A 23,323-nucleotide genomic window follows, 5' to 3' on the forward strand; every position below is an offset into this window, starting at 1 on the left:
TAACCCAAAAATGTTACGGATGGCGTCGAAGACTTTAAAAACTTCAACTATCCGCAGATTACGCAGATTCACACAGATGGTTCATCCCCTTTCAATGCCAGCCCTTCTTTGTGATCTGCATCTGCGCCCATCTGCGTCATCTGCGGATTTCAGGTTCGTGGGTCCAGAACAATTTTTCTCCGAGTTTCAAGAGAAACCAAGGTCGGTTTCACGCAACGACGCAACGACGCCACGAGAACCGTGCCCTTAACCGTGCCCTTGACCTGAAAACGATGCGTCGTTCCGGCGTCGCGTGAGGCAATCCTTGTGATTTCAGGTTAGCCACCCGAAGGCGGTCCCTCAGAGGGCCCGCAAAAAGCGCCGGACCACCGCGGCCAGGCGCTTGTCGAGCCGCCCCCAGACTTCCCCGGCGATGGCCTCGGGGACGGCGCCGTAGAATCCCTCGGCGAGGCTGCCGGCGATGCAGGCGAGGGTGTCGCTGTCGCCGCCGAGAGAGACGGCGTTTCGGAGGGTGTCCTCGAAGTCCTCCCCTTCGAAAAAGGCGATAAAGGCCTCGGGGACGGAACCCTGGCAGGTGGCATCGAAGGTGTAGCCGGGACGGATGGAGTCGAGGGAGGCAGAGAGGTCGTAACCGAAGCGCTCCTCGACGAAGGTGCGGATCCCTTGTTTTCCTGCGCCGCTGCGGCCGAGAAAGATCCCGGCGGCAACGGCCTGGGCCCCCTTGATCCCTTCGGGATGGTCATGGGTGACGACGGCGCTTCTCCGCGCCCCCTCGAGGACGGCCTCGAGATCGTCATAAAACCAGGCGACGGGGCTGACGCGCATCGCCGAGCCGTTGCCGTAGCTTCCGTAGGGTCTGTTATCTCCCCCTCTCGCCCAGGCGTCAAAGCGGCCGCCGTACCCGGCGTCGGGGTAGAGGCGATGGTACGTCCGAAGGAGCTCGCCGTAGGGACGGCCGTCGAGGAGGGATTCGGCCAGGGCGACGGAGTGCACGGTGTCGTCGGTGAAGCGGCTCTCTTCGGTGAAGAGGTCGAAATCCTTGCTCTTGTGGTTGGCCCACTCGAACCGCGAACCGATGATGTCTCCCGCAAGAGCGCCGAGCATGATGGTCCCCCTCCCCTCTTCCCCGCAGACGCGGCAAGGGCCGGCCAACGCTGACCGACCCCCGGGAACGATAGTGGATGCCGCTGCGATTTTCAAGGGATAAACGCCGCCGAATCTAACTAGGAACCTGTCGGTATGCGGTGTTCGCAGGGGACCCCGGTCTGACAGAGTCCGCACCCGGCGGCCTTGACCTGATACTCGATGCCGACCGCCTCGGGAACGGTGCCGTAAACGTAGGCCCGGCATCTCTTTTTGTCGTGCCCCTGGTCGGACAAGGCCCCCACCGGGCACCGGGGGATGCAGGCGCCGCAGCCGCCGGTACGAAACCGCAGGCAATGGGAGCGGTAGTTGGAGTAGACGCGAAGAGTTGCGGGAAAGTCGGCGTCGGTGATCAGGCTCCCCAGACGGTGCGCCATTCCCTTGCCGGTAATCAGCCCATCATTGAGACTGAAGGTCCCGAGCCCCGCAGCATAAGCGGCGTGGCGTTCCGACCAGTTGGAAGCCGGGCCCGTACCCGGCACTTCGACCCCCTGCCACAGCTCGGAGAGCTGCGGGGCAAGCGCCTGATGTCCCCGCTCGACAAGCCAGGCGACCAGATGCTGCCGCAGTCGGACGTTGAAGGCCTCCCCTCGATCGCGGGTCCGGGCCCAGGCCCTTGAAGGGAACTGGTTTTCCCTGCGGTTGCTTGCGCGGGCCGATTCCGACACCGGCAGGACCCAGCAGACGACGGAGGCCGCTGTCGGCAACAGCTCCCCGGGGGTAAGGTGAAAATCGCCGATGATCTCCTTGTAGAGGTCGAAGAGCGGGTCGGCGGCCGCAGCAAAACCGACCAGCGGCTTATCGAAGTACGCCGTGACGCCATCCTCCTGAAGGTTGGCAGGGCTTTGATGGACGAACCGTTCGATTTCGGCGATCAGTTCCATTTGCATCGTCTTCGACGTTTCCTTCATCTTTAGCGCCTCCCTTGGGTCGGTGGTCAACTGTGGACACCTATCGCGGCTGAAGTCAGCTCCTACAAATAAATCCGTTTATCGTAGGAGCCCCTTCAGGGGCGATCGATCAGGACAGTGTGCCAGAAATCTGCTCCAGTGAGTAGGGAACTTGCGGGAAATTCTTCGATTTTTGTGGTAGGGTTTTCGCCGGCCGAGTAAAATTGCCATAAAATTATTGTCTCCGAGGGAGGCCGACATGTCCGGTCGCTGGAAAAAAACTCTTATTGTCGTCGGGATCGGCGTGCTGATCGGGCTCTTCTTCGCCTTCGGTCTGCAGCGTTATCTGACCCTGGCCGAACTCAAGGCGCAGCAGGAAACCTTTCAGGATTATTACGCGGCGCACCGGCTGCTGACCCTGGCCGGCTATTTTCTCCTTTACGTGCTGGTCACCGCCCTCTCCCTCCCCGGCGCGGCGGTCATGACGCTGGCCGGCGGCGCCCTCTTCGGCTTCTGGCCGGCGCTCATCGTCGTCTCTTTTTCCAGCTCCCTCGGCGCCACCCTGGCCTTTCTCGTCAGCCGTTTTCTCCTCCGCGACTGGGTGCAGGCCCGCTTCGGCGAGCGCCTCAAGGCCGTCAATGCCGGCATCGAGCGGGAAGGCGCCTTCTACCTCTTTTCTCTGCGCCTGGTCCCCATCTTCCCCTTTTTCATCATCAATCTGGTGATGGGCCTCACCCCCATGAACGCCTGGACCTTCTACGGCGTCAGCCAGATCGGCATGCTCGCCGGCACGGCGGTCTACGTCAACGCCGGGACTCAGCTCGGCCAACTCGAGAGCCTTTCGGGGATCCTCTCCCCCGGATTGCTCCTCTCCTTCGTGCTCCTCGGCCTTTTCCCCCTGGTGACCAAAAAGGGGCTCGACCTGCTCAAGGAGTACAAGATCCGGGGACGCTTTCCCCGCCCGAAGAGCTTCGACTACAACCTGGTGGTGATCGGCGCCGGCAGCGGCGGGCTCGTCTCCAGCTACATCGCCGCCGCAGTGAAGGCGAAGGTGGCGTTGATCGAAAAGGACAAGATGGGCGGCGACTGCCTCAATACCGGCTGCGTGCCGAGCAAGGCGCTGATCCGTTCGGCCAGGATCCTTTCCTACGGTCGCCGGTCCCGGGAGTTCGGTTTCAAGAGCACCGAGATCGACTTCGACTTCGGGGAGGTGATGGAGCGGGTGCAGCGGGTCGTCGCCAAGGTCGAACCCCACGATTCGGTGGAGCGCTACAGGAGCCTCGGTGTCGAGTGCCTCCACGGCGAAGCGAAACTCACCTCCCCCTACACCGTCGAGGTCAACGGCCGGACCCTGACCACCCGCAGCATCATCCTGGCCACCGGCGCCTCCCCCTTCGTTCCGCCGATTCCCGGTCTCGAGGGAATCGATTACCTGACCTCGGACAACCTCTGGGCCCTTCGCCAACTGCCGAAACGTCTCCTGGTCCTGGGCGGCGGACCGATCGGCTGCGAAATGACCCAGGCCTTCGCCCGCTTCGGCAGCCAGGTCACCCAGGTGGAAATGGCGGCGCAGCTCATGGGGCGCGAAGATCCGGATGTTGCCGAGTTCATCCGAGAGCGGTTCGAGTCCGAGGGTGTCCGGGTCCTCACCGACCATGCGGCCAAGGAAGTCGAGATCCGCGGGGACGAGAAAATCCTGGTCTGCGAGCACAGGGGAGAGCGGGTCGAGGTCCCCTTCGACGCCATCCTGGTCGCCGTCGGCCGCCGCCCCCGGACCCAAGGGTTCGGACTGGAAGAACTGGGCCTTGTTTTCACCCCGCGCGGGACGATCGAGACCGACCCCTTTCTGCGCTCCAACATCCCCAATATCCTTGCCGCTGGCGACGTCGCCGGACCCTACCAGTTCACCCATACCGCCGCCCATCAGGCCTGGTACGCGGCTGTCAACGCCCTCTTCAGCCCCTTCAAGACCTTCCGTGTCGACTACCGGGTCATCCCCTGGTGCACCTTCACCGACCCCGAAGTGGCCCGGGTCGGACTCAACGAGAGCGAGGCCAGAGAGCAGAAGCTTGACTTCGAAGTCACCCGCTTTGAACTCAGGGAACTCGACCGGGCGATCGCCGAAGGAGAAGAAGAGGGCTGGATCAAGGTCATCACGCCGAAGGGGAAGGACAGGGTCCTCGGAGCGACCATCGTCGGCCCCCACGCCGGCGACCTCCTCATCGAATTCATTCTGGCAATGAAGCACAACATCGGCCTGAACAAGATCCTCGGCACCATCCACCCCTACCCGACCTTGGCCGAAGCCAACAAGTCCACCGCCGGCGAGTGGAAGCGGGCCCATCTCCCGGAGAAGCTTCTCGGCTGGGTGGAAAAATTCCACACCTGGCGCCGCGGCTGAACCACGGGGCTCCTAGATCAGGCGGTTATTTGTAGGAGCGTCTTTAGCCGCGATGACCTGGCATCCTTTTGCACGGGAAGGAGGACCGTTGACGCGCCTGCACGACATGAGCGATTCGGCGCGATCCCTTGATTGGCCCCACCTTAATGGCGTCAACATGGGCGCCGCGCATACCTTTTTTATGAATTTTTACCTTGTATCGTGGTTCAGTTTCCCTTATGGTTGCAACTCCCTTCGCCAGGGGAGGTCTGGTCTGTGCTTCCCAACCGGGCCGATGTCACACTGTCCGTCGTCGTTGAAAATCCACCCTTGCCGTTCAATCCATCCTGATTTGCAGTCCCTCGTTCCACTGTCACCATTTCCGTGACTGCTGTTCACCTGCAGACCTCAACCTCCGCTATTTCATTTCGCCCTTCGCCAATCCGATTATTGCGCTACCGGCCAACCGTTGCTGATTGTTGTGCGGGGTTGTCCCTCGGGCCGGCCGTTGCGCCGGTTATTGGCGTACCGTGCGCTGGACTGCTATTTTTTTAAGGATTCGATATTCATGGTCTACGTTTTTCGTACCATCCGCCAAGACTGGTTTTCCAACGTAAGAGGCGACGCCCTCGCCGGGATCGTCGTTGCCCTGGCCCTGATTCCCGAGGCGATCGCCTTTTCGATCATCGCCGGCGTCGACCCCAAGATCGGTCTCTATGCTTCGTTCTGCATCGCCGTGGTCACCGCCTTTGTCGGCGGCCGCCCGGGTATGATCTCGGCAGCCACCGGCGCCATGGCGCTGCTGATGGTGACCCTGGTCAAAAGCCACGGCCTGGAATATCTGCTGGCGGCGACTCTCCTCACCGGCATGCTGCAGATTTTGGTCGGTGCCTTCCGCCTCGGTTCGCTGATGCGCTTTGTCTCGCGCTCGGTGGTGATCGGTTTCGTCAACGCCCTGGCCATACTGATATTCTTGGCCCAGCTTCCCGAACTGACCCACGTCGGTTGGCCGGTCTACGCCCTGGTGGCCGGCGGGCTCGGCCTGATCTACCTCTTCCCCTATGTGACGAAGGCCGTCCCCTCGCCCCTTGTCTGTATTGTCGCGCTGACCGCCTTCACCATGATGTTCGGCGTCGATGTGCGCACCGTCGGCGACATGGGGGCGCTCCCCGACAGTCTCCCTGTTTTTCTTCTCCCCGACCTGCCGCTGAATTTCGCCACTCTGGGAATCATCTTCCCCTATGCGGTCATGTTGGCCGTGATCGGCCTGCTTGAATCGATGATGACCGCCACCATCGTCGACGATCTCACCGACTCGACCAGCAATAAAAACCGCGAATGCGTTGGCCAGGGTGTGGCCAATATCGCTTCGGGTTTTCTCGGCGGCATGGCTGGCTGCGCGATGATCGGCCAGTCGATCATCAATATCAAATCAGGCGGACGAGGACGGCTCTCGACCCTCCTCGCCGGGATCTTTCTCCTGCTGATGGTGGTTTTTCTCGGAGATTGGGTGGCGCGCATTCCCATGGCGGCCCTGGTGGCTGTGATGATCATGGTGTCCATCGGGACCTTCAGCTGGGATTCGATCCGTAACCTGCGCAAGAACCCGAAAAGTTCCACCGTGGTCATGTCCGCCACCGTAATCGTGGTGGTGGCGACGCACAATCTGGCGCTGGGGGTGATGGTCGGCGTGCTGCTCAGCGCCCTGTTCTTTGCTGCCAAGATCGGCAAAATCTTGTATGTTGGCTCGACCCTCTCCGACGATGGCCTGATCCGCCGCTATCTTGTCGTCGGCCAGGTCTTTTTCACTTCGGCCGAGCGTTTCATCACCTCCTTTGACCTTAAGGAGGCTGTGGAAAAAGTTCAGATCGATGTCAGCGGCGCCCATTTCTGGGATATTACCGCCGTCGGCGCCCTCGACAAGGTCATTCTCAAATTCCGTCGGGAAGGGACCGAGGTGGAAATCGTCGGCCTCAACAAAGCGAGCGAAACCATGGTCGATCGCTTTGCGGTCCATGACAAGCCGGACGCCGTCACCGCCCTGATGGGCCATTAAGGGAGAAACGCCATGGAAAAGCTCGTACTCGCCTGTATCGACGGGTCCTCCTATTCGACCGCCGTTGGCGACGCTGCCGCCTGGGCGGCCCTGCGGATGAACGCGCCGTTAAAGTTCCTCCACGTGCTGCATAAGGAGAAGAGCTCTCCCCCGGCCGACCTGAGCGGCAGTATCGGCTTGGGCGCCCGGGAATCGCTGCTGGAAGAATTGGCGGCGCTCGATGAAAAACGTGGCAAACTGGCCCAGGAAAAAGGCCGACAGATCCTCGCCGCGATCAGAGAACGGGCGCGCGCCGCCGGAATATCCGCACCCGAGGGGCTCCACCGCCATGGCGGGCTGGTGGAAACCCTGATCGAGCTGGAAGAGGGAATTCGCCTGCTCGTTCTCGGCAAACGGGGCCAGGAGGCTGAGGTGGCCTCGGAGCACCTGGGGAGCCACCTGGAACGGGTCATACGCACCCTGAATCGCCCCATCCTGGTGACCACCGCCGAGTTTCGCATTCCGCAGCGGGTGATGCTCGCCTTCGACGGCAGCGCCACGGCCCGCAAGGGGTTGGAGATGGTCGCCGGGAGTCCCCTGTTCAAAGGACTGCCGTGCCATCTGGTCATGGTCGGAACCGACAGCGCCGAGGCGCAAACCGAGCTCTCCCGGGCCCGGCAGATTCTCGAACAGGCCGGATTCGATGTGCCGGCGGTGATCCTCCCCGGCGAGGCCGAAAGCGTGCTCGGCGAATACCAACAGGAGCACGGCATCGATCTGATGATCATGGGCGCCTACGGTCACTCCCGGATCCGCCACCTGCTCATCGGCAGCACCACCACCACGATGCTGCGCAAATCGACCATCCCCCTCCTTCTGCTGCGCTAGCACTTGGTAGCGCACAAAATGATGCAAAAACACTCTTTCGGCGCCCCCTTATCAGAAAGTAACGTTTAAACAGAATTTTCAGCCACCAAGACACGGAGTCACCAAGGAAATCAAAACCAATAAGGGTGTACTTGGTGTCTTGGTGCCTTAGTGGCAAATCTTGCTCTTTGCATCGGAACCAAAATCAAGTGACTCAAGAACCAACGAAGACACAGAGGTGACTGATGAAAAGGCATCCGGACCGGCAGTCGGAAATGGCCACCGACCTGCATACCGAACGGCTGGAGAGAGTCATTCAGGCCTTACGGAAAAGTCAGGCCGAGAGCGTTCTCGATCTCGGCTGCGGCCCCGGCGATCTCCTGCTGCGCCTGGCCGACGAGCGCCAATTCAAGAAAATTGTCGGTCTCGATACCTCCGGGGAGGCGCTGGCGGAGGCGAGGCACCTCCTGTCACGAAAAGAAAACGCATCCAAAGTCTCCCTTTACCAGGGGTCCTTCACCTCATTTGACGACGACATGGCCGGGTTTGACGCGGCGGTCCTGCTGGAGACGATCGAGCATGTCGAGCCCCATCGTCTGTCGGCCGTGGAAAAGGCGGTGTTTGCCGGATGCCGGCCGAAAACGGTGATCATCACCACGCCCAATTACGAATACAACGTGCTGCATGGCGTACCGGGAGGAGCGTTCAGACACCCTGACCATCGCTTCGAATGGACCCGGGCCAAGTTCAGGAGTTGGGCGGAAGGGGTCGCCGGGCGTCACGGCTACCGGACCAGGTTTGACGATATCGGCGAGAGGGACCCGATCCTTGGGAGTTCGACGCAGATGGTGACGTTCTCCCGGATCTGACAAACAGACGGGTGAGGGTGCCTACACTTCCTTTTTCCCTCCCATCCCTTCTTGACCCCGCCGTTGCCGCAAGCAAGCGTTGATCTCTCCGCCAAGGAGAATCACGAAGGCGCTGGCGTACATCCAGAAAAGCAGGGCGATGACCGCACCGATACTCCCGTAGGTCTGGTCATAGGACCGGAAATTGTTGGCATAAAATGAAAAGGCCAAAGTCATGACGATCCACGCCCCCGTCCCCGAAACGGCGCCGGGGATGGTCTCCCGCCATGACACCTTGAGCGCCGGTGCATAGCGATAGAGTGCGGAGAGGGCCGCAATCATCAGAGCGAAAATCACCGGCCAGCGCAGAAGGTTCCAACCCAGAGTGAAGGCAGGGCCGAAGCCGGTCAGTGAAGCGATCCAGACACCGATTTGCCGGCCGAAAAAGAGCAGAAGGAGGGAGGCGATAAGGAAACCCATGAAGCCGATGACCAGAACCACCGAAAGAGTACGCACCTGCCAATAGGGGCGTTGATCCTCCGTCTCATAGGCGTCATTCAGGGCAGCCTGAAACCCGATCACCGCTTTTGATGCGGACCAGAGCGCCAGCAGGATTCCAAAGGTGAGAAGTCCTCCCTTCTGCACCTGAACCAGGGTCTGGAGATTTTTTTCCACCAGGGAGAGAACGGCGTCCGGGAGGAAATTGTCAAAAAGGTTCAGTAAAACCTGGACCAGATCCGGCACCGGCAGATAGGCCAGGAGGCTGGTCAGAGAGAGAAGACAGGGGAAGAGCGCAAAGAGGAAGAAAAAAGCAATCTCGGCCGCATGCCCGACGCAGTGATCCTTGCGGATCCCCCTGACCACCCGTCCGGCCAGGTCCAGCGCGGTTCTGTTCTCCATGAATTTACCAATATTTTTCGTCTTCATGCCCCCCCATTTGACCCACCGGGCCTTCCACGACCCGCCGCTGACTTCCCCTTCCCTGTCGAGCACCCGACTTTGAGGGGTCTATGTCCCTTAAGAGGGCACCGACTGTGTTGGTGACCATTAAATATATACCGCCACCGCCAGAAAGCTTGTAATCCCATCCGGCTGGTTTTGCCGTACTGACCTACCTGTCAGTCAGCGGCACAACTTGTTTTGGCATGGATTCCCTCCGTTTTGACGGTATCTATTTTTGCTGTATCCCGGTTCCGTCAAAAATACCGTCAAAACTCCTCGATATCAATGGATCCCCCCGGACAAAAGAAGTCAGCACAAAACAAGAAACCCGCACATTTTGCGGGTTTCCTGTATCAATCTGGACCTTCCTGAACTATCAAATGGTGCCCGGGACGGGGGTCGAACCCGTACAGCGTTACCGCCGAGGGATTTTAAGTCCCATAAGTTACTTCTCCAACCCCTGCAATCCACAACAACACGCAACAAGTAAAAACAAAATCAAACTAGTAATTTCAAATACTTAAATCAAGCCTTGCCTCCTATTAACTTGTTGTAACCTGTCACCCCTGGTTGCAATTTGAGGACAGGTATTGAGGATTGGTGGCACAAAATTGGCACAAATTGCTGGCTGTCATTTAGGCACTTCCGGAAACTTGCCCGAGCATCGTATCCTTGCCTCGTCAGTATCCTGACCCAATTGACTCATGCCTTGATCAGGGACAAGGCCGCTCTGCTTCCTCAACAAATTCGGGCACAGACCACCGGTAGATGATGATTTCTAGCAATCAGGCAACGAAGTACGGTCGCATACAAAAAGGTCTGATATACCCCCACAAACGAAGAGACGCAAAAGCTGTCCCATGAGAGTGCTCTCTGTGAATTTACCGACAACAATTCGAACGGCGCTTACCGCTCCCGCCCAGCCTCATGCCAGGCCTTCCTGACCGGAGAGAGCAGGTATTCCATCACCGTACGTTCGCCAAGATGAATCTCCGCATGTGTCACCATACCAGGAGAGAGAGGGTAACGCCTGCCGTCGTTTTCCAAGACCAGATCATTTAGCTTCACCAGAGCCCGGTAACCTAACGACTGGCTGTTTCCAGACGGATCGGGAGATGAACTTCCAGCCTTTTTAGCATCTTCATCGGCAGCATCAGCACTGACATGCTCAACAGTCCCTTCCAGCATGCCGTATTTCTGAAAAGGAAAAGCAGCAAATTTGAGTTTCACTGGCAGACCATTGCGGATGAAACCAATATCTTCGTTGGACACCCAGATTTCAGCACGCAAAATATCATCTTTGGGAACCAGCGTAAGCAGTACCATACCAGGTTGCACGACAGTTCCGGCAGTATGAGTGGTCAACTCTTTGACAATACTGTCCTGTGGGGCCTTCAACTCCATGAGTTCGCTGCGATGTCTCTGTTTGGTCACTTCCTCGGTGAGCCTTTCGAGCTGCCCCTGAAATTCATTTCGCTCGACATGCAGTTGTCGAAAATAATCGGACTCGATCTGCGCCAGCCTCTTCTCGGATTGTTTAATACTCGCTTTCGCCGAACCGATAAGATGCGATTGAGTCAGCAGCTCCTGTTCTTTTTCAATACGTTCCATGCGCTTTTCACCGGCGACAAGGTCCGCGGCGATTTTTTCTCTAGCCAGATCAGCATAGGCACGTTCCTGCTTCCGAAAATGTGGCAGCACCTCAGTTAATTTTTCTTGTGTCTGTTCTGCGACCTGCAGCTCATACTTTGCCTTGACCAGGCGTGAGCTTTCCTCTGCAAGTGCTGCTTCCAGGGAAACACGGTTGGCACGATATTGTGCATCGACTTCGCTAGCCAGCTCAGGCGGATCATCGGGCAAGGTTGTAAATACGTTTCCAGAAAGCTCTGCGTTGATGCGACGTAACAGCAAACTTTTTCTCTGGAACTCAGCCTCCAGGGAGCGGCTGTCAGCTTCAGTAGCCAGGGTATCCATGCGCATCAGAACCTGACCGGCAAGCACCGTGTCCCCTTCCTTGACCAGGATCTCTTTGACAATGCCTGATTCTGATGGTTGCACGATTTGGACGTAACTGTGCGGCACCAGTTTGCCTTCGGCAACCGCAACGATATCGAGTTGCCCCACCATCGCCCAGACCAGCAAGGCGCCTAGCAAGGCCAGCAAGACCCATATGACTTTCTGCCCTAGCGGGTTAGGCGGCTTTTCCTGCAGGAGCAACAATGCTGGTGAGAAATCGAGCAAATCATTATCCATGCAATCGTCTCCGGACTGATGCGACGGGAGTTCACCCGCCACACCAGCCCTATCCTCTCGTGGCTAGGACTTCTTGCCGTTATTAACTTTCAGCAACGTGCTGTTGGACGGTGTCAATTCTGAACCATCCAGGCCAAAAGGCTGCGTTGACGACAGAAGGCCACTCATTGCTTTATTCATTGAAGACACATCAGCGCCCTGGCGATCATCAGACCAAGCACCCTTGTCATACAACAGAGAGTCATCGTTTACGGCAGCCTGCATGTTCTGCCAACCAGCAAATATCTCGCCTTCTGCAGTTGCCACTGGTTGCACGGCGGACGTTCCCATCAAGGTGTTCACCTGACTCAGGTCGAGATAAGTAACCGTCGTTTTGGCTGCAACAGCAGTCTTCTTGTCCTTGGCACCAGGGCCCCCCGGCGACGTACCCGGACCATCGTTGAAGTTGGTATCCTGGCCCGGGGGGGCAGCATCCTCACCATTGCCCACCCCTTGGTTACTGTGACTGATCGAGAAGGTAAAGACATCGGAAGCAGACAAACTACCTTCTGTGCTACCCGTTGACTCCACCCGGTCCGTTGCCGTCACGCAAATATCTATGGAACCGACCATCTTTGGTGTCCATCCGGAGAAGGTCTGGGTAGTGGGGTCAAAAGAGATCCAGTCAGGCAGTGGTGACCCATCCGCCAAGGTTGCGGAATAATCCAGAACATCGCCCTGGTCGATATCGACAAAGCTGTCGGCAGGCATCTGCCATTCAAACGGTTTGTGGAAGGTAAAGTCCTGATCTGCCAAGGGCGCCACTAAAATGGGAGCATCATTGCCGCCATTGACCTGAATGCTCAACGTAGATGCGACATCTACAATACCGTCCGTCGCGCTGTAGGCAAAAGTCTCTGTCTTTTCATGGGAACGGCCCAGCGTCTGAACGACGGCATCTTCGTTGTCGAGAGCATAAGTGTACTTGCCATCGGCCGCCACAGACAAGGTACCGTATTCACCAACCTGATTGCCATGATCCGCGACGGTGAGGACGGTTCCGTTGTCAATATCGGTGTCGTTCTCAAGGACGTTGCCGCTGGTTGAGGTCATAAGATCTTCGACGGTCTGCCCTTCATCCGCCATCACCACAGGCGCGTCGTTAACGCCAATGATTTCGACTTCGACAGTTCCGGTATTCTGTGCAGCTTTATCATCGCTGATCGTGTAAGAAAAGCTATCTTTGAGGCCTTCGCCTTGTGCAAGCTCCTGGAACTGATCGCCAATATCGTAAGAGACTTCACCATCAACCAGGAAGACCGAAGCGCCGACCCCCGATTCGCCAACCGAGAGGACGGTCAGGATATCGTCAGGGTTAGGATCGGTGTCGTTGGCAAGCAAGGTGCTGGCCGGGAAGTTGAGTGATCCACCGTCCTCATAGGTGGTGATGTAATCTGTGTTGGCAACCGGCGGACGATTGATCAGCAGTTCAATGCCGTCACGATCCAGCACGGTACCGTCGTCAAACGTCATGACGTTGAGCCCATCGCTTGCGCTCTGCGCGAACCAGTCGGAAAGGAGGAAAGACTCCGTGCTGCCAAGCACTCTGACCAGCATATCGTCGCCGACGCGATCCGCTTCCAGATCGAATTCGGTGAGGCCGCCGCCCACATACATGGAGTTATTGCCCAGGGCGTCAACAATCGTGTCATTGCCATCGCCGGGGCGGAAGATATAGTGATCGTCACCAGCGCCACCAGACAGAGTGTCGCTACCCAGACCGCCCTCAAGTTGGTCGTTGCCGCCGCCACCACTCAGGATGTTGTCACCAGCGCTACCAACCAGACTGTTGCTTAGATTGTTACCGACGCCGTTGGTGTTCGCAGTGCCGGTGAGAACCAGGTTTTCAACATTGGCTGCCAAGGTCTGGCTGACGCTTGAGTAAACAGTATCGAGCCCTTCGCCAGCAGCTTCTGTCACGGTATCACCTGCGTTGTCGACGATGTAGGTATCATCACCGGTTCCGCCCGCCATGATATCCGCGCCAAAGCCACCGTCGAGTGTGTCATTACCACCCTCTCCAGCGAGGACATTCGCAGCACTGTTCCCCGTAATCACGTTGTCCAACTCGTTGCCGGTGCCGCTGATAGCCGCATTGCCGGTCAGAAGCAGATTCTCGACATTAGCCTCCAAGGTGTGACTGGCGCTTGCCTGTACGGTGTCAGTTCCTTCACCGGCGGCTTCCACCACGGTGTCGCCAGCATGATCAACGATGTAGGTGTCGTCGCCAGCGCCGCCAGCCAAGGTATCGGCACCCGAACCACCATCCAGAGTATTAGCGCCATCGTTTCCTATAATGGTGTTGGCCAGACTGTTGCCGGTACCGCTCACGTCGACATGGCCAGAGAGCATCAGTTTCTCGACATGTTCGGGCAAGACATAGTTCAGGCCCGTCAACACGCTATCAAAGCCACCACCAGCCAACTCGACAACCGTATCATTGACATCATCCACCAGATAGGTGTCGTTCCCCGTACCGCCCTGCATGAGATCGGCACCTGAACCACCGTCGAGAGTGTCGTCACCACCGTTTCCAATCAGGGTGTCATGACCTTCCTGGCCGTTCAGGACATTGGCGTTGCCATTTCCGGCAATTACGTTATCCAGTTCGTTACCTGTACCGCTGAGCGCAGCTGAGCCGGTCAAGGTCAGGTTCTCGACATTGTCGCCCAAGCTATAGTCAATCGTGGTCTGAACGGTGTCGTTACCCTCTCCAGCAGCTTCAGTAACCACATCGCTCGCGTTATCCACCACGTAGGTATCATCGCCGGTTCCACCGACCATGACGTCCGCATCCGAACCTCCATTGAGGGTATCGTTACCCGCTTCACCGAACAGCTGATCAGCACCGCTGCCACCGTTTAAGGCATCATTGCCAGCGCCGCCGAGCAGGATGTCATGACCGCCCTCACCGGAAAGGGTGTTGTTGCCCGTGTTGCCGGTGATGACGTTATCCACCGCGTTGCCGGTACCGCTGAGCGCAGCCGAACCGATCAGGGTCAGGTTTTCGATATTGCCACTTAAGGTGTAGTTCGCGCTGGAGTACACTGTGTCGGTACCGCCATCGACCGCTTCCACCACAACATCGGAAGAATTGTCGATCATATAAGTGTCGTCGCCCTCACCACCTGCCAAGGTATCCACACCTGATCCGCCATCAAGGATGTTCGCACCACTATTGCCGGTGATCAGGTTATTGAGAGAGTTTCCTGTACCATTGATATCTGCTGAACCGGTCAACGTCAGATTCTCGACATTGTTTGTCAAGGTGTAATCGATGCTCGATTGAACAGTGTCAGTGCCGGCGTTGACCGCCTCAATCACAACATCGCCCTCAGCGTCCACCACATAGGTATCGTTGCCCGCCCCACCAGCCATGGTATCAGCACCACTGCCTCCGTTGAGAACGTCATTGCCGGAATTCCCGGTTAGAGTGTCGTTACCGTCAAGACCGGAGAGAGTGTTATTGCCAGCATTACCGATAATGACATTGTCCAGATCGTTACCAATACCGTTGATCGAGGAGGAACCCGTCAGGTTCAGGTTCTCGATGTTATCGCTTAAGGTGTGAGAAACGCTTGAGTTGACCGTATCGAGCCCCTCGCCCGCATTCTCTGCGACCGTATCGCCAGCGTTGTCGACGATGTAGGTATCGTCACCCGTACCGCCGGCCATGGCATCGGCTCCGCTTCCGCCGTCGAGCAGGTCGTTGCCCTCGCCGCCGTACAGGGTGTCGTTACCGGCATTGCCGTACAGGGTGTCGTTACCGGCCAGACCGTCCATAACATTGGCACCACTGTTACCGGTGACAATGTTGTTGATCTCGTTGCCGGTGCCGTCAATGTTTGCCGAACCAGTCAGAGTGAGATTCTCGACGTTGTCGGTCAAAGTGTAATCGATACTGGAGTTAACCAGGTCGGTGCCTTCTCCTGAATTTTCCGTGACCAGATCACCGGCATTATCAACAATATAGGTATCGTTACCAGAACCACCGGCCATGCTGTCGGCACCCGTGCCGCCGTTGAGCATATCGTCGCCAGCATTGCCGAAGAGGGCATCGTTGCCAGCTTCGCCATTCAGAGTGTCGTTGCCGTCACCACCGATCAGGCTATCGTCGCCGCTACCAGCGTGCAGGGTATCGTTGCCGGCAGCGCCATCAAGGACGTTGTCAGCACTATTTCCGACAATCTGGTTATTGAGCACATTTCCCGTACCGTCAATCGCTTCCGTTCCAGTCAAGGTCAGGTTTTCAACGTTGTTGGTCAGAGTATAGGTAATGTCAGCTTTGACATGATCGGTTCCTTGCCCGGCGGCCTCTGTCACGATATCACCATCATGGTCGACGACATACGTATCGTCGCCCGTGCCGCCAGCCATAACGTCAGCGCCGGTACCACCATCAAGCAGATCATTACCCGCGTTGCTGGTCAGGGTGTCATCACCGCTACCGCCATAGAGGGTGTCGTTACCGGAGTTGCCGGTCAGCGTGTCGTTACCATCTTGACCGGAAAGAATGTTATGGCCGGAGTTGCCGACCATGACATTATCCAGATCGTTACCGGTACCGTTGATCGAAGCGGAACCAGTCAGGTTTAGATTCTCGACATTGTCGCTTAAGGTGTTGGAAACACTTGAGTTGACCGTGTCGAGCCCCTCGCCCGTATTCTCTGCGACCGTATCGCCAGCGTTATCGACAATGTAGGTATCGTCGCCCGTGCCACCGTCCATGGCATCGGCACCCGTGCCGCCATTGAGCAGGTCGTTGCCGTCGCCACCGGAGATGGTGTCGTTGCCGGCATTGCCGTAGAGGGTGTCGTGACCGGCCTGGCCGTCCATAACATTGGCACCATTGTTACCGGTGACAATGTTGTTGATCTCATTGCCGGTTCCGTCAATGTTTGCCGAACCGGTCAGAGTGAGATTTTCGACGTTGTCGGTCAAGGTGTAGGTAATGCTGGAGTTGACCAGATCGGTGCCCTCGCCTGGATTTTCCGTGACCAGATCACCGGCATTGTCAACGATGTAGGTATCATTACCAGTGCCGCCTGCCATGGCATCAGCGCCTGTGCCGCCATTGAGCAGGTCGTTACCAGCATTGCCATAAAGCGCGTCATTGCCAGCTTCGCCATTCAGGGTGTCGTTGCCGTCACCGCCGATCAGGGTGTCGTCACCGCTACCAGCGTTCAAAGTATCGTTGCCCGCAGCGCCGTCGATGACGTTATCGGCACTGTTGCCGTTGATCACATTGTTGAGATTGTTGCCGACACCGTCAATCGCTGCCGCTCCGGTCAGATTCAGATTTTCGACGTTGTCAGTCAAATTGTAGGTGATACTTGAATTGACCGTATCGGTTCCCTGTCCGTAACCCTCAGTCACGAGATCGCCATCGTTATCAACCACGTAGGTATCGTTACCAGAACCACCGGCCATACTGTCGGCACCCGTGCCGCCGTCCAGAATATCGTTACCGGAGTTGCCGGTCAGCCTGTCATTGCCGTCCCGACCGGAGAGGGTGTTATGACCCGAGTTGCCAACGATCACGTTGTCCAGATCATTACCGGTACCGCTGATCGAAGAAGATCCGGTTAGATTGAGGTTTTCGACATTGTCGCTCAGGGTGTGGGACACGCTTGAGTTAACCGTGTCGATCCCTTCGCCAGCATTCTCGCTTACCGTATCGCCACTGTTATCGACGGTGTAAGTGTCGTTGCCCTCACCACCAGCCATGGCGTCTGCACCGCTGCCGCCGTTGATAATGTTGTTACCGACATTGCCGATAATCACGTTGTTCAGATTATTTCCGGTACCGTTGATGTCGGCAGTTCCGGTCAGCGTCAGGTTCTCTACATTACTGGAGAGGGTGTGGCTCACAGAAGAAAGAACATGATCGGTTCCTGCGTTATAGCCTTCAACCACTCTGTCGCTGGTATGATCGACAATGTAGGTATCGTTGCCAGTTCCTCCCGACATGGTGTCGGCTCCGGCTTCACCATCGATGACGTTGTCGCCGCTGTTGCCGTTAATGGTGTTATTCAGGGCGTTGCCAGTACCATCGATATTTTCGCTACCGGTCAGGTTCAGATTCTCGACATTCTCTGACAAGGTGTAGGTTGCCGATGAATTGACGGTGTCAGTGCCTTCGTTGACATTTTCCACCACCACGTCATCGGTGCGATCCACATTGTAGGTATCGTTGCCGGCACCGCCGGTGAGAACGTTGGTGCCGCTGTTGCCGGTAATCACGTTCGACAGGGCATTACCGGTACCATTGAGATCCTCAGTGCCGGTCAAGGTGAGGTTTTCGACATTGTCATCCAGAGTGTGGTCAACACTGGCAATGACTGTATCGGTCCCTTCGCCGGAATTCTCAACCACCGTATCACCGGCGTTATCAGCCAGGTAGGAATCGTTGCCCGCGCCACCGACCATGGTATCTGCACCGGTTCCGCCATCGAGAGTGTTTGCGGCGCTGTTACCGGTCAGCGTATTGTCCAGTTCATTGCCGGTACCGTCGAGGGCTTCCGTGCCGGTCAGGGTGAGGTTTTCGACATTATCGGTCAGCGTGTAATCGATGCTCGACTCGACCGTGTCGTTGCCTTCATCCAGCAGTTCCGCAACAACATCACCGGCATCATCGACCACATAGGTATCGTCGCCCGTCCCGCCAGCCATGGCATCGGCACCGAGGCCGCCATCGAGCAGGTCATCGCCACCCTGGCCAGCCAAGGTATCGTCACCTTCCAGACCGGAAAGGGTGTTGGCTGCGGCGTTGCCGGTCAAAACGTTACCGGATTCGTTACCGGTGCCGTCAACGGCTTCCGTACCGGTCAAGGTCAGGTTTTCTACCGTATCGCCCAGGGTGTAGCTGATACTGGATTCAACGGTATCAGTGCCTTCCCCCTCGATTTCGTTAACAACATCACCTTCGTTATCAACGATATAGGTATCGCCACCGGTTCCACCGGTCATAACGTCGGCACCAACACCGCCGTTGAGCAGATCGTCGCCGCCATTGCCGACCAGAGTGTCATTGCCAGCAAGGCCGGAGAGGATGTTATTCGCCTCATTGCCGGTGATGGTATTGTCAGAAGCATTGCCCGTACCGTCAATGGCGTCCGTGCCGGTCAAGGTCAGATGTTCGACGTTGTCGGAGAGCGTATAATCAACAGAGGAAAGGACGTTATCCTCTCCGCCACCGGCCTGTTCGACCACCACGTCCGTGCTCTCATCGACCACGTAAGTGTCGTTACCGGCACCGCCAGCCATCATATCGACACCGGCACCGCCATCAAGGATGTTTGCGCCGCTGTTGCCAAAAATCTCGTTATCCAGAGCGTTGCCGGTGGCGTTGATATTGCCGGAACCAGTCAGGGTCAGGTTTTCGACATTATCACTCAGGGTGTGGGAAACACTTGCGTTGACGGTATCAATGCCTTCTCCGGTATTCTCAACCACCGTGTCACCGGCATTATCGACGATATAGCTGTCGTCGCCGGTGCCGCCCACCAAGGTATCAGCGCCTGCGCCGCCATTTAAGGTGTCGTTGCCGTCCAGGCCGGTCAGGGTGTTGCTGCTGCTGTTACCGAGGATCACGTTGTCCAGCTCATTGCCGGTGCCGTCGATTGCGGAGTTACCAGTGAGAGTGAGGTTTTCAACGTTATCGGTCAGGGTGTAATCGATACTTGCTTTGACGATGTCGGTTCCCTCACCCGCAGCTTCAATCACATCATCGCCGGCATTGTCCACGACATAGGTGTCGTTGCCGATTCCGCCAGACATGGCATCCGCGCCTGTGCCGCCATCAAGGGTGTCATCGCCTTCCAGGCCAGTCAGTGTATTGGTGCCTGTGTTGCCAATAATCACATTGTTCAACTCATTGCCCGTGCCGTCGATATCCTCAGTGCCGGTCAAAGTCAGGTTGTCGACATTGTCGGACAGAGTGCGCGTGATGCTCGACTGGACCGTATCAATCCCTTCGCCTGCTGCTTCAACCACAGTGTCGCCGTCACTCTCCACCACAAAGGTGTCGTCGCCACGACCGCCGACCATGGTGTCTGAGCCCACACCGCCGTTCAAGGTGTCGTTACCATCGAGACCGGTCAGAAGGTTATCTGCGTCGGTGCCGGTAATCACGTTGTTAAGGCTGTTGCCGGTACCAGTCAAAGCTGTTCCGGTAAGATTCAGATTCTCGACATTGTCGCCCAGAGTGTAATCGAAGGGGGCAACCACCGTATCGGTACCCTGGCCGTACAGTTCGCTGACCGTATCGCCAGCGTCATCGAGGATATAGGTATCATTGCCGTAGCTGCCGGCCATGTGGTCCGCGCCCACTCCGCCGTCCAGCACGTTGGCGGCGTTGTTACCGACCAGCACGTTATCCAGTTCGTTGCCGGTGGCGTTGATGGCCAGGCCGCCGGTGAGAGTGAGGTTTTCGACATTGTCGGAGAGGGTGCGGGTCACACTTGAGCGGACGGTATCGATCCCTTCGCTCTCGGCTTCAATGACTGTGTCACCGGCGTTGTCGACGATGTAGGTATCATTGCCCGTCCCGCCGGACATGGTATCAGCGCCCGCACCGCCATCAAGGGTGTCATTCCCTTCCAGGCCATCGAGAGTGTTGCTGCCTGTATTACCGGTGATGACGTTATCAAGTTCATTGCCGATGCCGTCGATATTGGCAGAACCGGTCAGAGTCAGATTTTCGACGTTGTCGGAGAGGCTGCGGGTGATGCTTGATTCGACGGTATCGATCCCCTCGTTCAAAGCTTCGACGACGGTATCACCATCACTTTCCACCACGTAGGTATCATTACCGGTGCCGCCCATCATGGTATCGCTACCCGCGCCACCGTTTAAGGTGTCGTTTCCGGCAAACCCGGAGAGGGTGTTATCGCCTGCATTGCCGGTGATGACGTTGTTCAGGCTGTTACCTGTACCGGTCAGGTTCTCTGCGCCGGTCAGGGTCAGGTTCTCGACGTTTTCGCCCAAAGTGTAGTCGATGTCGCTTTGAACCGTATCGTTGCCTTCTCCGGCCGCTTCACTGACGCTGTCATTCACGTCATCAACAAGGTAAGTATCGTCGCCGCTACCGCCTGCCATGGTATCGGCCCCAACCCCGCCATCGAGAGTATCGTTGCCCGCGTTGCCAAGGAGAGTGTCGTCGCCTACCATGCCGTACAGGGCATTGTTACCAGCATTGCCGCTGATGGTGTTATCCAGCTCATTGCCGGTGCCGCTGATTCCGGCAACACCTGCCAGGCGCAAGTTTTCGACATTGTCACTGAGCGTAGTGGATATCTTGCTATCAACGGTATCGATGCCGCCATCGACTGCTTCGGTGACAACATCGCCGCTGTTATCGACCACATAGATATCGTCGCCGTCGCCGCCGGTCATCTGATCGGCGCCGCTGCCGCCGTCGATCCAGTCGTTGCCGTTGCCGCCGTCCAGAGTGTCGTCACCAGCGTCACCGATGAGGATATCGTTGCCATCGGTACCGGTGAGGGTGTCGCTCTCGGTGGTGCCGAGTTGCAACGTATTGAGATCAAAGCTGCTGCCATCGGCAAAAAGCACGGTATCCAGGCGGTGAGCAGAATCGTCGAGGCTATTAAACCAGTTGGCGACAGAGACACGGTCTTGGCCGTTACTGTGCGCAAAGACCAGTTTGTCGCCTTCGACACTGATGCTGATGTCTCCAGCGAGAATGTCGGGGCCGAATTCAAGGGTATCGCTGCCGCTATTACCTGCGCTTTCGACAATCGTGTCGTTGTCGTCACCGAGGTTGAAGCGATAGGTATCGTCACCGGTGCCGCCATAGAGTACATCATTGCCGCTGCCGCCATTGAGAGTGTCGTTGCTGTCGCCACCGAGGAGAAGATCGTTGCCCCCTTCACCGTTAAGCGTTGCACCGGCATCATCGCCAATCACTGCTTCGCTGGCGTTGGTGCCGCTGCCGTCGGTCTGCAGACCCGGATAGCCGAAGTCGCCGAGAGCTGCAATTAACGTAGCGTTCAGGGTCGGGTCAGTACTGACAACTGTGTCGGCCAACCAGCCACGTAGTTGCCCGTAGCCGTCCCAACCCATGCCATTCAGGTCGGTTCCGGAAATGCGTTGTAGATCAAGCAGATCGCGTACAGCTTCGCCTGGTGCGCTGGCATGTCTGTCCGCAAAAGCAGCTGCCGTGCCGGTGAAGTCAATGGCCAAGCCAGAATCATTCACAGTCAGGGCAATGGCATCAAGATAGGGCTTGAGACGGGTCTGTTGCAAAAGACCATCGTAAACCGACTGGCGTAAAGCGGACCACGATTGATTGAGGAAACTTTGCCGAGCACCAAAGAGGTTAATGGAAACACTCTCCGCACCTTCTGCGGGTGTGGCAAAGGGGCGTCCATTGAAACGCTCCAGGGTTTGCAGCTTGGTCATCCAGGCTTCGTAACCAGCGCTGCCTTCCGCGTAACCGGCAATGGACACGGAGGTTTCTGCGCCGTCGTAAGCGCCGTCTCCTGTAACCGCCAGTCCCGAGGTTTCTCCCCAGGCAACAATCAGTTGATCGAGGAGTGCCAGCTGTGCAGAGCGTGTGGTGGCTTGCGCATATTGGTCGAGGATTGCGGCCACTTCTGGGGAGAGACTTGCCGCCTCGCGCAGGGAACGCACTTGCCCGGAACCGTTCATATCGGGGAGCGCTTGTGCTTCTTCGGTGAGAGGAATGCTGTCGGCGAATTCACTGTGGAACGTGTCTTCCGCCAGGTCGATATCCCCCAGCTCAGCACTAACAGACCCTACGCCACCTTCGCTGCCGTCGCTACGTACATAGCTGCCCAGGTCAGCAAGCAGGTTGCCGTTAGCCAAGGGCTGAGAATTTTCAGTTTTGGCAACATTGATCGCGGTGATGCCAGCCTCGGTCAAGCTTTGCAGTTCGCCTTCCTGACTGATGCCGTCGCTGTTGAGATCGCGCCAGATGCGCAGATCGTTGAAATTAGCATCCTGTGCATTGACCACACCGTCGCCGTTGGTGTCTTCCTGAGCCAGGGCTGCGAAGCCGTCTTCGGCCTTGCCAATCACCTGGCCATCTGCATCGAACAGCGGAGTGGAGTCGCCGAAGAGTTCGGTGCCGTTGTCGATGGTGCCGTTGCCGTTGCGGTCGAGGACGAGGAAGCCGTCGTCTGGCTTGATCCAACCGGTAGCAGTTTTGATGCCGTCACCTGTGTGGTCGAAGAGGATTGGCTTAGCAGAGTTGATGCCAACAGTTTCGAGGCCATCACCGTCTAAGTCGAGGGTGAGCGGGTCACGGCGAAGGATAGCGGATTGAGCGTTATTGAAAAGATCGGAGATTGTTGCTTTGATGTCGTTAACGAGATTAGACCCTTCCTCGGTCAGGTAATCTCCAAAGTCGTTTGCAATACGAACCAATTTTTCAATCGAGGAATCGACCCATTCACCAGCCTCATCTCCAAGCTCGTCTGCTCTTTTCGCTAACTCTAAATATGTTTTGACAACCATTCCCGCAACGCTATCACCTAGCTGCTCAATTTGCTCAGTAACCTCTTGGGCTCTATCCACCATATTTTCTACGGCTTGAGCGAATTCTTCTGCAGTCGCCTGTACAAGTGCATTGGCGGCTATTGCAGATTTTTCAATTTTGTCAATTGTCTCAACAACATCTTGCCAAGTTTCTTTCGCCTGTTCTGCCCCGGACTCTAGAGCTTCGTCGATTAACCGTTGGGCTTCCGTTCTCAACTCCTGCCCAAACTCGACCAGTTCATCAGAGGCATATTCTATGGCTGCTTCAATAGAGTCCAAACTTTCATTGTAAGCATCTGCGACGTCATCTTTAACTTCCGTCATCATGACTGCGAAATCGCTTCCTGCATCAGCTAGTGCGACCCAACAGCCATCGAGAGCATCCTGTATCTCCCTCTTGTCATCA

Annotated in this window: 9 protein-coding genes; 4 read left to right on the forward strand and 5 right to left on the reverse strand. The window is 57.1% G+C overall.

All coding sequences use genetic code 11. The annotated features are described in order from the left end of the window. Positions 1-339: 339 nt before the first annotated feature. Complete coding sequence (locus DSOUD_RS10355) at positions 340-1,104, reverse strand: ADP-ribosylglycohydrolase family protein (RefSeq protein ID WP_053550939.1); 765 nt, start codon at positions 1,102-1,104, stop codon at positions 340-342. A gap of 119 nt (positions 1,105-1,223) precedes the next feature. Continuing rightward, positions 1,224-2,033 carry an epoxyqueuosine reductase gene (locus DSOUD_RS10360; protein ID WP_053552365.1) on the reverse strand — a complete coding sequence of 270 codons (810 nt, stop codon included), beginning with the start codon at positions 2,031-2,033 and terminating at the stop codon, positions 1,224-1,226. A gap of 259 nt (positions 2,034-2,292) precedes the next feature. Between DSOUD_RS10360 and DSOUD_RS10365 the strand changes: the two genes are divergently transcribed. The 4 genes from DSOUD_RS10365 to DSOUD_RS10380 all read left to right on the forward strand — a co-directional run bounded on the left by DSOUD_RS10365 (position 2,293) and on the right by DSOUD_RS10380 (position 8,184). Then, positions 2,293-4,434, forward strand: coding sequence for an FAD-dependent oxidoreductase (locus tag DSOUD_RS10365; RefSeq protein ID WP_053550940.1), 2,142 nt, complete (start codon positions 2,293-2,295; stop codon positions 4,432-4,434). A gap of 547 nt (positions 4,435-4,981) precedes the next feature. Then, positions 4,982-6,469, forward strand: a complete 1,488-nt coding sequence (locus DSOUD_RS10370) for a SulP family inorganic anion transporter (protein WP_053550941.1) — start codon at positions 4,982-4,984, stop codon at positions 6,467-6,469. 12 nt (positions 6,470-6,481) lie between these two features. Beyond that, on the forward strand, positions 6,482-7,336 hold the full coding sequence (locus tag DSOUD_RS10375; RefSeq protein ID WP_053550942.1) for a universal stress protein: 855 nt from the start codon (positions 6,482-6,484) through the stop codon (positions 7,334-7,336). A gap of 224 nt (positions 7,337-7,560) precedes the next feature. Next, the gene (locus tag DSOUD_RS10380) at positions 7,561-8,184 is read left to right on the forward strand and encodes a methyltransferase domain-containing protein (protein WP_053550943.1); all 624 of its coding nucleotides are present in this window, start codon (positions 7,561-7,563) and stop codon (positions 8,182-8,184) included. Between the two features lie 21 nt (positions 8,185-8,205). Here the strand turns inward: DSOUD_RS10380 and DSOUD_RS10385 are convergent, their stop codons facing one another. The 3 genes from DSOUD_RS10385 to DSOUD_RS18485 form a co-directional block, all read right to left on the reverse strand. Then, positions 8,206-9,090: a YihY/virulence factor BrkB family protein gene (locus DSOUD_RS10385; RefSeq protein WP_053550944.1), complete on the reverse strand. Its 885-nt coding sequence runs from the start codon at positions 9,088-9,090 to the stop codon at positions 8,206-8,208. Positions 9,091-10,011: 921 nt separating this feature from the next. Continuing rightward, complete coding sequence (locus tag DSOUD_RS10395; protein ID WP_053550945.1) at positions 10,012-11,358, reverse strand: HlyD family type I secretion periplasmic adaptor subunit; 1,347 nt, start codon at positions 11,356-11,358, stop codon at positions 10,012-10,014. 63 nt (positions 11,359-11,421) lie between these two features. Then, on the reverse strand, positions 11,422-23,244 hold the full coding sequence (locus DSOUD_RS18485) for a calcium-binding protein (RefSeq protein WP_053550946.1): 11,823 nt from the start codon (positions 23,242-23,244) through the stop codon (positions 11,422-11,424). Positions 23,245-23,323 lie beyond the last annotated feature (79 nt).

This window comes from Desulfuromonas soudanensis, assembly GCF_001278055.1.
In the GTDB taxonomy this organism is placed as follows: domain Bacteria; phylum Desulfobacterota; class Desulfuromonadia; order Desulfuromonadales; family WTL; genus Deferrimonas; species Deferrimonas soudanensis.